The sequence below is a fragment of the Pseudomonas chlororaphis genome (genome assembly GCF_001921865.1).
In the GTDB taxonomy this organism is placed as follows: domain Bacteria; phylum Pseudomonadota; class Gammaproteobacteria; order Pseudomonadales; family Pseudomonadaceae; genus Aquipseudomonas; species Aquipseudomonas chlororaphis_D.
In genome coordinates, this window is record NZ_MSCT01000004.1 from 49,283 (window position 1) to 62,889 (window position 13,607).

General features: G+C 62.1%; 12 protein-coding genes. 11 read left to right on the forward strand and 1 reads right to left on the reverse strand.

Going from position 1 to position 13,607, the window contains the following annotated elements; all coding sequences use genetic code 11:
* Window positions 1-173 precede the first annotated feature (173 nt).
* From BTN82_RS02165 to BTN82_RS02195, 7 genes are all read left to right on the forward strand, one after another.
* The gene (locus BTN82_RS02165) at window positions 174-1,931 is read left to right on the forward strand and encodes a carbamoyltransferase (protein ID WP_075117545.1); all 1,758 of its coding nucleotides are present in this window, start codon (window positions 174-176) and stop codon (window positions 1,929-1,931) included.
* On the forward strand, window positions 1,915-3,045 hold the full coding sequence (locus BTN82_RS02170; RefSeq protein ID WP_075117546.1) for a glycosyltransferase: 1,131 nt from the start codon (window positions 1,915-1,917) through the stop codon (window positions 3,043-3,045). The genes BTN82_RS02165 and BTN82_RS02170 overlap by 17 nt, the downstream gene beginning before the upstream one ends.
* Window positions 3,045-3,941, forward strand: a complete 897-nt coding sequence (locus tag BTN82_RS02175) for an antimicrobial resistance protein Mig-14 (protein WP_075117547.1) — start codon at window positions 3,045-3,047, stop codon at window positions 3,939-3,941. Before BTN82_RS02170 ends, BTN82_RS02175 begins: the two co-directional genes overlap by 1 nt.
* Entirely contained in the window at window positions 3,938-5,341 is a 1,404-nt protein-coding gene (locus BTN82_RS02180; protein WP_075117548.1) for a PIG-L deacetylase family protein, read from the forward strand. Before BTN82_RS02175 ends, BTN82_RS02180 begins: the two co-directional genes overlap by 4 nt.
* Window positions 5,342-5,425: 84 nt before the next feature.
* Entirely contained in the window at window positions 5,426-6,382 is a 957-nt protein-coding gene (locus tag BTN82_RS02185; RefSeq protein WP_075117549.1) for a glycosyltransferase, read from the forward strand.
* A gap of 54 nt (window positions 6,383-6,436) precedes the next feature.
* The gene (locus tag BTN82_RS02190; RefSeq protein WP_075117550.1) at window positions 6,437-7,201 is read left to right on the forward strand and encodes a hypothetical protein; all 765 of its coding nucleotides are present in this window, start codon (window positions 6,437-6,439) and stop codon (window positions 7,199-7,201) included.
* Window positions 7,202-7,246: 45 nt separating this feature from the next.
* Window positions 7,247-8,350 (forward strand): glycosyltransferase, encoded by a 1,104-nt coding sequence (locus tag BTN82_RS02195; RefSeq protein WP_075117551.1) that lies wholly within the window; start codon window positions 7,247-7,249, stop codon window positions 8,348-8,350.
* Here the strand turns inward: BTN82_RS02195 and BTN82_RS02200 are convergent.
* On the reverse strand, window positions 8,336-8,941 hold the full coding sequence (locus BTN82_RS02200; protein WP_075117552.1) for a toluene tolerance protein: 606 nt from the start codon (window positions 8,939-8,941) through the stop codon (window positions 8,336-8,338). The two genes, BTN82_RS02195 and BTN82_RS02200, sit on opposite strands and share 15 nt — an antisense overlap.
* Before the next feature lie 108 nt (window positions 8,942-9,049).
* Here BTN82_RS02200 and BTN82_RS02205 point away from each other — a divergent pair, with 108 nt between their 5' ends.
* The 4 genes from BTN82_RS02205 to cysC all read left to right on the forward strand — a co-directional run bounded on the left by BTN82_RS02205 (window position 9,050) and on the right by cysC (window position 13,546).
* The gene (locus tag BTN82_RS02205; protein ID WP_075117553.1) at window positions 9,050-10,222 is read left to right on the forward strand and encodes an O-antigen ligase family protein; all 1,173 of its coding nucleotides are present in this window, start codon (window positions 9,050-9,052) and stop codon (window positions 10,220-10,222) included.
* 15 nt (window positions 10,223-10,237) lie between these two features.
* The gene (gene msbA / locus BTN82_RS02210; RefSeq protein ID WP_075117554.1) at window positions 10,238-12,046 is read left to right on the forward strand and encodes a lipid A export permease/ATP-binding protein MsbA; all 1,809 of its coding nucleotides are present in this window, start codon (window positions 10,238-10,240) and stop codon (window positions 12,044-12,046) included.
* Between the two features lie 191 nt (window positions 12,047-12,237).
* Complete coding sequence (locus tag BTN82_RS02215; protein ID WP_075117555.1) at window positions 12,238-12,942, forward strand: sulfotransferase family 2 domain-containing protein; 705 nt, start codon at window positions 12,238-12,240, stop codon at window positions 12,940-12,942.
* Window positions 12,935-13,546 carry an adenylyl-sulfate kinase gene (gene cysC, locus BTN82_RS02220; RefSeq protein ID WP_075117556.1) on the forward strand — a complete coding sequence of 204 codons (612 nt, stop codon included), beginning with the start codon at window positions 12,935-12,937 and terminating at the stop codon, window positions 13,544-13,546. The genes BTN82_RS02215 and cysC overlap by 8 nt, the downstream gene beginning before the upstream one ends.
* The last annotated feature ends 61 nt before the right edge of the window (window positions 13,547-13,607 follow it).

Sequence of the window (13,607 nt, forward strand, 5' to 3'; positions counted from 1 at the left end):
TGCGGCAGCGGCTACAGGTAACGAAGCGCCTGGAGGCTGGCGCTTGCCGCTAGAGGCTTGCCCCGGCTTTTACGTTATAATCCCGCCCTTTCGTTGTTTCTCGCCCCTTGCGAGCACACATTATTTTCAAGGCGCATCGCGCCCGTATGCAGACTAAACGAGGCTAGACCCCTGTGGCATTGACGATTCTTGGCCTGTCCGGCGCCCTTAGCCATGATCCTTCCGCCGCGCTGTATATCGACGGCAAGCTGGTGGCGGCTGCCGAAGAAGAGCGTTTCGTACGCGATAAACATGCAAAGAACCGCATGCCCTACGAGTCGGCGAAGTTCTGTCTGGAACAGGCCGGCATCAAGCCTTCCGACGTTGACGTAGTGGCGATTCCATTCGCCCCGATCAGCTTGTTCGGCAAGGCCCGCTGGCACTACGCCAAGCGTTACTGGTACGCCCCGGACCGTGCGCTCGACGCGATCCTGATGGGCAACCGTCGCTACAAGCGCTACCGCAACAAGATCGTCTGGTGCCTGGAGCAATTGGGCTTCGATCCGAAGAAAATCAAGATCGAGCCGGTCGAGCACCACCTGGCCCACGCGTCCAGCGCCTACCACTGCTCGGGCTTCAAGGAGAAAACCGCGATCCTCGGGATCGACGGCAAGGGCGAGTACGCCACGACCTTCTTCGGCTACGGCGAAAACGGCAAGATCCACAAGATCAAGGAATTCTTCGACCCGGACTCCCTGGGCGGCCTCTACGGCGCGATCACCGAGTTCCTCGGTTTCGAAATGCTCGACGGCGAGTTCAAGGTCATGGGCATGGCGCCTTATGGCGATGCCAGCAAATACGATTTCTCGCGTCTGGCCAGCTTTGAAAACGGCGAACTGGTGATCAACACCGACTACGCCAACGTCATCGGCCTGCGTCGCTACAAAGAGAAGGGCAAGGGTTTCTACTTCTCGCCGAAACTGATCGAGTGGCTGGGTCCGAAGCGCGAAGGCGACATCGCCGACGAGCCGTACATCCATTACGCGGCGAGCATGCAGGCGCTGTTCGAGAAGCTGGCGTTGCAGATGATCGATCACTACCTGGGCGACGTGCTCAAGGAAACCGGCAAGCTGGCCTTCGCCGGCGGCTGTGCGCTGAACGTCAAGCTGAACCAGAAGATCATCGCCCGCGACGACATCAAGGAACTGTTCGTGCAACCGGCGTCCGGCGATGCCGGCACCGCGGTCGGCGCGGCGGCCTATGTGTCCCACGCCCGTGGCGTGCCGGTGGAGAAGATGGAACACGTCTACCTCGGCCCGTCCTACAGCAACGAAGACGTGATCGCTGCGTGCGCCCGTCACGAGAGCAAGCCGACCTGGCGCAAGCTCGACAACATGCCGGAGCAGATCGCCAAGATCATGGTCGACGGCAACCCGGTGGCCTGGTTCCAGGGCCGCATGGAGTTCGGTCCGCGCGCCCTGGGCGGTCGTTCGATCATCGGTTGCCCGAGCGTGGCCGGCGTGGCCGACCGTATCAACCACCAGATCAAGTTCCGCGAGCGCTGGAGGCCTTTCTGCCCGTCGATGCTCGACACCGTCGCGCCGCAGATGATCAAGATCGATCATCCGGCGCCGTTCATGACCTTCACTTTCGAAGTCGCCGAAGAGTGGAAGACCCGCGTGCCGGAAGTGGTCCACGAAGACGGCACCTCCCGGGCCCAGGTGCTCAAGCGCGAATACAACCCGCGCTACTACGACATGATGAAGGCCCTGGAAAATCTGACCGGCAACGGCGTGTCGCTGAACACCTCGCTCAACCGTCGTGGCGAGCCGATGATCTGCTCGCCGACCGACGCCCTGAACATGTTCTTCGGCTCCGATCTGCAGTACCTGATCATGGAAGACATCCTGGTGGTCAAAGAGGGCGCAAACGCTTATGACACGCTCGGCTGAACGCCATGTGCTGCAGTTCTGCCACGGCTATGACGGGCCGTTCCTGGACTGCGCGCGGCAGTACGCCAGCCTGTTCGCGGGCACCGGTTATCGGGTGACCACGGTCTTTTTGACCGGGGCCGCCGATAGCGAGGTGGCCGCGGCCTGCGCCTCCGACGAAGTGTTGTTCATGGAGTACAGCTCCAAGGCCATTCGTGGCCTGAAGCTGGGGGCGATCCGCGACCTGCGCAAGATCGTCGCCTCGCGCAATTTCAGTTTCTGCATCGCTCACCGGTTCAAGCCGATCTACATCGCGTTGCTGGGCACCGGGTTGCCGGTGATCGGCGTACACCACGCGTTTGGCGATTACCGCCGCGGCAGCCGTCGGCTGTTCGCCAATCTGTTTCGCAAGCGCCTGAGCCTGCTCGGGGTGTCCGATGCGGTACGCGACGACATGCGCGCCTGCCTGCCGCAGTGGCCGGCGGCGCGGATTCAGACGCTGTACAACCGGATCGATGTCGAAGCCTTGCAGGCGACCCAGTTGCCAAGGGCCGAAGCTCGCCAGGAACTGGGGCTTTCGTCTTCTGCCTGGATCGTCGGCAATGTCGGGCGCCTGCACCCGGACAAGGACCAGGCCACCTTGCTGCGCGGCTTTGCCGCGGCGTTGCCGGGGCTGCCCCGGGAAAGCCAGCTGGCGATTCTGGGCAGCGGGCGGCTGGAGCAGAACCTCAAGGACCTTTCACGCGAGCTGGGCATTGCCGACCGCGTACTGTTCCTTGGCCAGGTGGCTGAAGCCCGGCGTTATTTCCGCGCCTTCGACGCGTTTGCCTTGAGCTCCGACCATGAGCCGTTCGGCATGGTGCTGCTGGAGGCCATGGCCGCCGGCGTGCCGCTGTTGGCGACGGCCTGCGGCGGGGCGAAGGAAGTGGTCGAGGGCGTTGGCATCCTGTTTCCGCTGGGCGATGCCGAGCATATGGCCCAGGGCCTGCAACACCTGGCCGGGATGGACGAGAACCAGCGCCTGTTGTGCGCTGAGCTGATGTTCGAGCGCTTGCGCGAGCGTTTCTCCGACCGCGCCGTCCGCGATGCTTTCTGGCGTCTGCCGCAAGTCACCGACCTGACTGCGAGGTCTTGATGCTCAATCGATTCCAAGGCTGGCGCGAGCGTGGCTGGTCGGTTGTCGACGCCTCGACTTATGCTTCCGCCTGGCAGCGTTTTGGCGGCAGCGTCGCCACCCATCCGCTGGTGGTGGAGCGGCTGGCGAACCTGGCGGGCATTCCGGTGCGCTACCTGGCCTGGGAGCAGGCCGGCGAGCTGCAAGCGGCGATTCCCACCTGGGGGCGCGACCTGGCGCTGTCCAAGGACGTGCTCAAGCGCCGCGGCCAGAAAGGCCTGTTCGACCTGGGCAACGCCGAGCTGATCCTGCCGGCCGCGCCTGCTGCCGAGGCTCCTCTGCGCCATCGCGGGCGTTACCTGTCGGCGCTGAACGAGGGGCGTTTCAGTACCCTCAAGCCCCAGGTCGAACAGCTCGCCATGGCCCGTACGCCGGAAGAGTTGTCGAAGAAATTTCGCTACAACCAGCGCCGCGAGCTGCGCCTGCTGGAAGAGGCGGGCGGCGTGGTACGCCCGGTCGGCGAGTTCTCCAGCCAGGAACTGGCGACTATCTACTGCGACCTGTTCCAGCGCCGTTGGGGCTTTGCCGCTACCGGTGCCGAGCGCATGGCCGAAGTCGTCGAGCTGCTGCGTGAGTTGCTGATCGGTTCGGTGATTTTCCTCAACGATGCGCCCATCGCCATTCAACTGGTGTACCGGGTTGAAGCGCCGGAGTGGATCAGTATCGAATACATCAACGGTGGCGTCGACCCCGAAACCCGTGAGTTCAGCCCCGGCAGCGTCTTGAGTTTCCTCAATACGCAAAGCGCCTGGGAGCAGGCGCGGGCGGTCGACAAGCCGCTGCGTTTCTCCTTCGGTCGCGCTGATCGTGAGTACAAAGATCGCTGGTGTAACCCGGTTCCGGTGTTCCGGGTATGAGCCAGCCGAGCCGCAAGCAACAGTTGCTCAAACGCCATCGCCGGCAGAAGCGCCTCGGCCTGCTGATCGGTCTGTTGGCGCTGGCCGCCGTCGGTGTCTTGGTGGCCTGGTGGCTGCCGCTGTTGCTGGCGGTACTGGCCTGGGTGATCCATGAGGCCTGGTTTGCCGATCACCTGTTCTACTCGCCACGGGACGATTACCAGTACAGCTTCCCGTTCGGCACCGAGCAGCCCAAGGTCCACCTGGACAAGGAGCGCCTGGTGCTGGATCAGGCGATCGACCTCGCGGGGGACGAAACCCTGATCCTGGCGGTACAGGTCAAAAGCAGCTGGCTGGGCCGTTTTTTCGACCCCTCGGTTTCCTTGGCGGGGGAAGACCGGCAGACCTTCGAGCGCGGCGTGAACGGCCTGCGCTATCTCAATCTCAGTGGCTTGTCGCGGCCTCTGGCCGGTGGCGAACTGCAATTGCGCGGGCGTTTCTGCCGGGTGCACGGCGAGCCGCTGTTGTCGGTGTTCCGCGAGCCGGACTATCGCCGCCAGCGGGTGATGGTCATCGCGCCCCACGCCGACGACGCCGAGCTGGCTGCTTTCGGTCTCTATAGCCAGGCCGCCGAAGCCTGGATCGTTACGCTGACCGCGGGCGAGATCGAGGCCGAGCATTACCGGCAGATGGGCATGAACGCTGCGGAGGCGGCGCGGATCAAAGGCCGGCTGCGGGCCTGGGACAGCGTCGCGGTGCCGCGCTGGGCCGGGGTCGCGCAAGAGCGCTGCGTGCAGCTGGGGTATTTCTGCCTGCAACTGCCGGCCATGCAGGCGGCGCCGAGCCGGGCCATCGAGTCCCGCGAGGCCGAACTGTCGGATATCCGCCTGTTCCGCCAGTTCAACCCTTTCCCCTTGCCGGCGGATGCCGATGGCGCGCCGACCTGGAACAACCTTCTGGCCGACCTGCGGGCGCTGCTGCTCAAGGCGCGCCCTGAGGTGATCGTGCTGCCACACCCGACCCTCGATCCGCACCCGGACCATATCTGCGCCAACCAGGCGGTCCTGGAGGCGTTGCAGGGGCTGGAATGGCAGCCGACCACCTTGCTCGGCTATGCCAACCATCTGCACGACAACGACCGCTGGCCGATGGGCGATTCGGGAGCGGGCATCGCCCTGCCGCCGGTGTTCGACCCGGCACAGGCGCTCAGGCCCTGCAGCTTGCCGCTGTCGCTCGAGCAGCAGCGAGACAAGGCAATGGCCCTGGGCATGATGCACGACCTGCAACCGCGCGCGCCGTTCAAGCGCCGCCTGCGTCGGGCGTTGCAGCGGGTGCTGGCCGGTCGCGTCGGTTCGCCTTATGGCGAGAACGAATTTTTCCGCAAGGCGGTACGTCGGCATGAGCTGTTCTGGCGTTTGTAAATTGATATTGCATGACACCCTTTTGCCGCTCGGCCAGGGTAGTTTCGATCTTTTGTCGGGTTGCTCACGGCTGCAAGGAAGATGATGAAGGTTCTATTTCTGGTGCAGAAAGAACAGCGGGCCATTCTGGACCGCCTGTACGAAGGCGTTGCCGCCCATTGCGAATGCGACCTGCGGTGGTTGAGCAGCGACGAACAACGCAACCTGCGCGGCTATTTTCGCCGCGAGGTGGATGTGACGCGCTACGACCGCATCGTGTTCTTCCTGCGCTTCAAGCAGGAAATCCGCCAGGCGAGCTTCATCCGCAGCATTCCCAATCTGGTGATCCTTGAGCACGACGCCTACCAGAACTACATCCCCTGCAAGTACACCGGCAAGTTCAGCGCGCATTACCGCCGCCTGCCGTGGGCGCGGGTGATCAGTTCGGGGTTCATGGTCAGCGAGCGCCTGCGCGAGGAAGGCTTCGACGCGATCTTCGTGCCCAAGGGCTACGACCAGACCCTGCTCCAGGACCAGGGCCGCGAGCGGGATATCGAGCTGGCGTTCGTCGGCAGTACCAACAGCGTGGCGTACAGCGGGCGCAAGGCGCTACTCGACGAGCTGGGCCAGGTCGAGCCGCTGGTGGTGACCCGCACCAAGTCGGGCGAAGAGTATTGCGCGACCCTCAACCGCATCCGTTTCTTCGTCAGTGCCGACGTCGGCATGGGCGAATACATGATCAAGAATTTCGAGGCCATGGCCTGTGGTTGCGTCTTGCTGGCATTCGACCAGGGCGAGGCGGAAAACCGCGCGCTGGGCTTGCAGGATATGCACAACGTGGTCTTTTATCAGAACATCCCGCAACTGCAGGAGAAACTCGCCATGCTGCGCGCCGATCCGGCATTGGCGCAGGGCATCGCACAGCAGGGGCGCGATCTGGCGGTTTCCCAGTTCAGCTTCGCCCGTATCGGGCAGCGCATTGTCGACGAGATGCGGCCCGCATTGCGGTCACGTGCGCCCTTGAGCTTTATCGAGCGCGTTCGCTCAAAGCTTGGTGTTTGACAGCTATCCCTAACCCATTGATAGTGATGGCACTTTGTTGCAGGTGATAATCAAGTGCAGTTTAGCCAAGAGAGTGACATCACCCTGGTGGTCACCAGTTGCGGCCGTCTGGATCTGCTCAAGCTCACGCTTGAGAGTTTCGATCGCTTCAACAGCGCTCCAATTCGCGAAGTCTTCATCACTGAAGATGCTGGCGACGAGCGGGTGCGCGCGGCTGTGCCCGTCCATTGGAAGGACCACTGTACGTTCTTCGTCAATCGCCCGAAGCTCGGGCAGTTGGCGTCTATCGATCTTGCCTACGGGCACGTCAAGACCCCCTATATCTTTCACTGCGAAGACGACTGGGAGTTCTACCGCCCGGGTTTTGTCGAAGACTCGAAAGCGATTCTCGAGCAGCGTCCGGACATCCTGCAGGTCTGGTTGCGCAGTTATGCCCATGACTTGCGCGTCCACAGTCCGTACATCCATCTGGGGGCGCGCGAGCTGATCGGCGGTGTGCCGTGCTACCCGCTGATCTCCGACAAGCCCGAATGGCAAAGCTTTTCCCTGAACCCGGGGCTGCGGCGTATGGAGCAATATCGTTTGTGCGCGCCCTATGCCGGGCACGGCGGCGAGAAAGCGCTGTCCAAACGCTATGCTGAACTGAACCTGATGGCCGTCAGCCTCGAAGGCGACGCGGTGCTGCATACCGGCTTCGGCCTGCATGTGGAAACATCCGTGGAGCGTCAGCGCAAGGCCCGACGCAGTCGTCGAGAGCAAATCAAGCTGGTTTTAGTCCTGCTGCTGGGAGTCGGTATTGGCTGGTTTATCAATTGGTAGTACCGGTTTCACTGTCATGAATACGGCGAAAGGGCTGTGTGCCCAATGAGCATTCTCAACGTCATGTGGGCGGGAGGCAGTGCGTTTGCCTCCGTTCACAAAGTGCACCAGCAGATCCTCTCTCAGTCCGAGCCAGGCACTGTGATCAAGACCTGGCTGCTGCAAGGCACGTCCGCCGGATGTGGTGCCGACGTCGGTGAGTGCCGGGAGTGGAACCTGTCGTCGGCACGTCTGAAGGGCAAGCACTTCTGGCGCTTGCTCAAGCCTTGGTTGCGGGCCGGCTTTCGCAAGGCCCTGCAAGAAAGCGACGCCCAGGTGCTGCTGCTCGATGGCTTGGGGGTGGCTCGTACCCTGCTGCCGGTGCTCAAATCATTGCCGCACATACGTGCGGTGGTGGTGATCCACGGTTCCACGCGGCTGCATCGCAAGGATCAACGGCTGTTCCGTCAGTTTTCTACTTCGCAACTGACCCTCGCGGCGGTATCGCAAACCCTGGCTTCCTGCCTTGAAGACGATTTGCAGATGCCGGTGACGGCCTTGCGCAGTGCGTTCGATCCGCGGGCGTTCAACGCCAGGCTGCTGTCGCGTGCCGAGGCCCGGGCGAAACTCTGGTTGCCCGCGGACGATACGCCGGTATTGGGCGCGGTCGGACGCCTGGTGGACGATAAGGGGTTTGCCTGCCTGCTGGAGGCCTTTGCCAAGGCGTTGGCGAGCCGGCCGGAGATGCGCTTGGTGATTATCGGCGAAGGTTCGAATCGCACGGTGCTTGAGGCGCGTATCGATCAGTTGGGGCTACGGGACAAGGTTTCGCTGCCCGGGCATCTGAAACATGCCGCGACGCTGTACAAGGCATTCGACTGGGTCGCCATCCCGTCGCTGGACGAAGGCCTGGGGCTGATCCTGCAAGAGGCAGTGATGTCTGGCGTACCGGTGTTGACCAGCGATTTGCCGGTATTCCGCGAGCAATTGGCCGATACCGGGCGTTATGCGCCGGTGAATGACATCGACGCCTGGCGGGAAGCCATTCTTCAGGCCCTCGATTTGCCTGCGCAAACCATCGCTGCGGATCAATACGTTGCGCTGGCCCCTGACCTGTCCTGGCAACGTTTCAGCCAGGCCGCCGCTGCCCTGTTGTCATGCCGGGAGTAAGGCTTGCTCCAGGGCGTGCATTGGAAAGCTACCGTTCAGCTTCTCTCGGGCAATATAGCGCGCGAAGTGTTGCAGGTTGCGCTTGACCAGATGGCGCGGTAGCGGCCCACGGAAAAAGCGCATGTCCGCCACATCGATCAGGCCGAAGTGATTGTCCGGGGTGATAACGATATTGCCCAGGTGCAGCGAGCGAAAGTAAATCCCGGAGGTGTGCAAGCCGCGAATCAGCTCGACCAGGTCCGGCAGGGCCTGTTGCCAGTCGAAGCCTTCCTTATTGGCGACCTGGCGCAGGGTTTCGCCAGGTAGCGGCCGGTAGAGCACGGCGGTCATGCCGGGTTGTTCCAGGCGGTAGAACTCCAATACCTGCAACGTCGGGACCCCGAGTTGTTCCAGGCGTGCAGCGTTGTCGATAAAGCGCTTCGAATAAGGCCGAAACAACGCGGATGAAAAAAGACGTTTGCGGCGGAACAGTTTAAGAATATTCCCGTCCTGCAGCAGGTAGACTTTCGGGCCGTAACTGTCGGCCTCCAGAATTCTGGCGCCTTCAATCATCTGATTCAAAGTGGCTTGGGGAAGCCGGGAGCATTGCATCGTAGGAAGCCTTGTCGAAGTGGCGGGCACTGTGGCGGGCAATGATGCCGAAAAGTTGTTGTTTTAACCATGCCAGGTTGGCTGGGTGAACCATTTAGGAGCGAATAGATGCAGGCTACACGCTGGGCGCAGGTATGGATGACAATCGGGTTGCTATGGTTTTTGCTGGCCATCGCCCTGGCGCCCACCAACAAGCTCTATCAGCAGGGACTGGTTGCCTTCTTGTGGTTGCCGGCAATGATCCTGGCCTGGCCCGCGCGCGAACGCCTGGTCGAGTGGTGGCGCGCCCAGCGCTGGCTTGGCCTGGCCTTGCTCGGGCTCGCCGCCTGGGGGCTGATCAGCCTGTTCTGGACGCAGGCAGAGGACCCTTCGCGGGAGGCCAAGCGCCTGTTGTATATCGCGGTGTTCCTGCTGTTTTTCCCGATTTTCGCTAATGCCCGGCCTGAGCGGGTGATCCGCGTCATGCAGTGGGGTGGGGTGGGGCTGGCGGTCACGGCGTTGTTGGCCATTATTCAGTTCTACGGGATCAAGGGAAATGTCTGGTGGGATCGCCTAGTGGGGTTGGGGGAGCTGGCTCACCCGATCCTGGGGGGATATGTCATTGGCCTGGCCGCTATCTGGTTGCTGCATTGGGCACCGCGTACCCGCGCCCTCCAGGCAGTATGGCTGGTGGCGCTGGCCTTGCTCGGAGGGTTTGTCGTGTTGTCCCAGAGCCGTGGTGCGGCCCTGGCGCTGTTCCTGACCGTGCTGGCGATGCCTATCTGGTGTCGCGACCGGCCCAGTCGAATTTTCGCGGCAGCGGCATTGCTGCTGGCGATGCTGATGTTCTGGTTTTTCGAACCCTTGGTCCTGGCGCGGGGTGTTTCCTTTCGCCCGCAGATATTAATGGCCAGCCTGCATATGATTGCCGAGCACCCATGGACGGGCTTTGGCCTGGGCTCGAGCTATGGCGTATCGGCAGAAGGGATACTGTTCGATCACGCCCATAATCTGTTCACCCACATTGCCATTGAGCTGGGAATCCCCGGATTGCTGCTCTGGGTCGTGGTCTGGTTCGGGGTCCTGTGCGAAGCCTGGCGCGCCCGGGACACCCTCTATGGTCGTGGCATTATCGGAATCTGGCTGTTCTCCTTCCTGGCAATGCAGTTCGACGCGGCCAGCTTGAGTGGAACCCCCCGCGCCGAATGGTTCATCAGTTGGCTGCCGATCGGCCTGGCCACAGTTTTGGTCTGGGCGCGGGCCGGTAACACAGGCTGTGATAAAATCCCGCGTTCCTCCTAACCAGTGAGCTCGACGATGAGTGACGCACCGCCCAAAGCGGAACAGGATTCCAGCCTGAAAATCTATTTTCGGCTGTTGGGGTATGTAAAACCCTACATAGGCATTTTCCTGCTGAGTATCGTGGGCTTCGTGATATTTGCTTCCACCCAGCCGATGCTGGCGGGCATTCTCAAATATTTCGTCGACGGTTTGAGCAACCCCGAAGCGGTGCTCTTCCCCAGCGTTCCCTATCTACGTGACTTGCAGCTATTGATGGCGGTGCCGCTGCTGATCATCCTGATCGCGGCGTGGCAGGGGTTGGGCTCCTTCCTCGGCAACTACTACCTGGCCAAGGTTTCCCTGGGGCTGGTGCATGACCTGCGGGTCCAGCTGTTCAACAAGCTGCTGGTCTTGCCGAACCGCTATTTCGACACCCACAACTCCGGGCACCTGATCTCCCGCATTACCTTCAACGTCACCATGGTGACCGGCGCTGCCACCGACGCTATCAAGGTGGTGATTCGCGAAGGCTTGACGGTGGTCTTCCTGTTCATTTACCTGCTGTGGATGAATTGGAAACTGACCCTGGTGATGCTGGCGATCCTGCCGCTGATTGCGCTCATGGTCGGCAACACCAGCAAGAAATTCCGCAAGCAGAGCAAAAAGATCCAAGTGGCGATGGGCGACGTCACCCATGTCGCCTCCGAGACTATCCAGGGCTATCGCGTGGTGCGCAGCTTCGGCGGCGAAGGCTACGAGCAGCAGCGTTTCGTCGATGCCAGCCAGAGCAACACCGATAAACAGTTGCGCATGACCAAGACCGGGGCGGTCTACACGCCGATGCTGCAGCTGGTCATCTACTCCGCCATGGCGGTGTTGATGTTCCTGGTGCTGTTCCTGCGTGGCGATGCCACGGCAGGCGACCTGGTGGCCTACATTACCGCGGCGGGCCTGTTGCCCAAGCCGATTCGCCAACTTTCAGAGGTCAGTTCGACCATCCAGAAAGGCGTGGCGGGCGCGGAAAGCATTTTCGAGCAACTGGACGTCGAGCCTGAAGTCGATCGGGGCCAGGTCGAGCGCGAGCGGGTCGAGGGTCGTCTCGATGTGCGTAACCTCAGCTTCAGCTACCCGGGCACGGACCGGGAGGTGTTGAAGGACATCAGCTTCTCTGCGGCACCCGGGCAGATGATTGCGCTGGTCGGCCGTTCCGGCAGTGGCAAGTCGACTTTGGCCAGCCTGATTCCGCGCTTCTACCATCACGAAACCGGGCAAATTCTGCTCGACGACGTGGAAATCGAAGATTACCGCCTGCGCAACCTGCGCCGTCATGTGGCCCAGGTAACCCAGCACGTGACCCTGTTCAACGACAGCGTGGCCAACAATATCGCTTACGGCGACCTGGCCGGGGCACCGCGGGAAGATATCGAAAAGGCTGCGACGGATGCCTATGCCATGGATTTCATCTCGCAGTTGCCTGAAGGCCTGGATACCCAGGTCGGCGAGAACGGCGTGCTGCTTTCCGGCGGCCAGCGCCAGCGCCTGGCGATTGCCCGAGCCCTTCTGAAGAATGCGCCGCTGCTGATTCTCGACGAAGCCACCTCCGCCCTGGACACCGAGTCCGAGCGGCATATCCAGGCAGCCCTGGACAAGGTAATGAAGGGGCGCACCACCCTGGTGATCGCTCACCGGTTGTCGACCATCGAGAAGGCCGACCTGATCCTGGTCATGGACCAGGGGCGGATCGTCGAGCGCGGTACCCACGTCGACCTGCTGGCGCAGAATGGCTATTACTCGCGGCTGCATGCCATGGGCCTGGACGAGCCCGCGTCCGAAGGCATCGCCTGAGTTGCGCTTCAGGGTGGGGTAAAGCCCGCCCTGAAGCGGCTTCCGGCGCGCAATGCGCCAGATGGTCTTTTGTATCCAGATCCTTACAGTCTTGACCAAGCCTAAATAATTCGGCGCTCCACGCTTGTTATGGTTCCAGCCTCAATCGTCGGCTGAATCGAGGGGGTCAACCCCGTCGCGTGGGTGCTGGAATGCTGCAACGTTATCTGTGGAAATTATTGCCCAAGCCGCAACGGGCATTTCTGCTCGGACGCCTGTCGGTGGTGGATCGGCAGGTGGTGAACAAGTCGATGTCGGCCAATGTCCATTTCCCGGCGCCATTCCGTCACCGCGGCTGTGTGTTCATCCATGTGCCCAAATGCGCGGGCAGCAGCCTGTGTTCGGCCTTGTTCGACGGCTGGACACCGGGGCACCTGCCGCTTTACTGGTACGAGCAACAGTTTCCCCAGCAGTTCGCCAGCAGTTTCAAGTTCGCCGTGGTTCGCGATCCCCTGGAGCGGGCCTATTCGGCCTATGCCTTCCTGCGTGGCAACGAGCTGAGCCATCGCGACCAGGCCGCCCAGCGACTGGTCAGCCACTACCGCGACTTCGACGACTTCGTCGGGCGCTGGCTGCACCCGGAAAATATCCACAAGCAATTGCACTTCGCCCCGCAGACCGATTTCCTGGTGGACTCCATGGGGCGCCTGGGCATGGACTTCATCGGCTATCAGGAGCACCTGCAGCGCGACTATCAACTGCTCAGCGAGCACCTGGGGGTGAACAGTGCCCTGCCGCATCTCAATGAGTCGCGACAGCGGCAGCAGGCGCCCGCCCGGGAATTCTGCTCGGTGCGTACCCGACGCCTGGTACGTCGGGCCTACCAGCGCGACTACGAGATGCTCGGTTATGAATGAGCCCCTTTCGTTGCACGGCCTGCAAGCGGATATCCGCCCCTACGGTTTGTCGTTGAGCGCCATCGAGCGGGCGGCGCTCAAGCATCAGCGTCCGTGTTGCATCTGGCTGACCGGTCTTTCCGGCGCCGGCAAGTCGACCCTGGCCAATCTGCTGGAGCTGCGGTTGAGCGGGCAGGGCCGGCATACCTTTGTCCTCGACGGCGATAACGTGCGTGGCGGCCTGTGCCGTGACCTGGGCATGGGCGCCGAGGCCCGCAAGGAGAACATCCGACGGCTGGCCGAGGTGGCACGGCTGATGGTGGAGGCCGGGCTGATCGTGATCGTCTCGGCGATTTCGCCGTTTCGCGCCGAGCGTGCCGCTGCCCGGGCCCTGTTCGCGGCGGACGAGTTTCTCGAGGTTTACGTGAGCACATCGTTTGCTGTCTGCGCTAGGCGCGATCCCAAGGGCCTGTATCAGGCTGCGAGCCAGGGGCGCATCCGCGACTTCACCGGGCTCGACAGTCCTTACGAGGCCCCCTTGAACGCCGACTGCGAGATCGACACCGAAACGGTCGGACTGGCCTGTGCGACAGACCGGCTCATGGAGCTTTTGCTCAAAAAATGAACAGCCTACGGCGATCGCGAATACTCGTGCAGCGGTAGAACTAGGCAGCGTTCACCCTGTG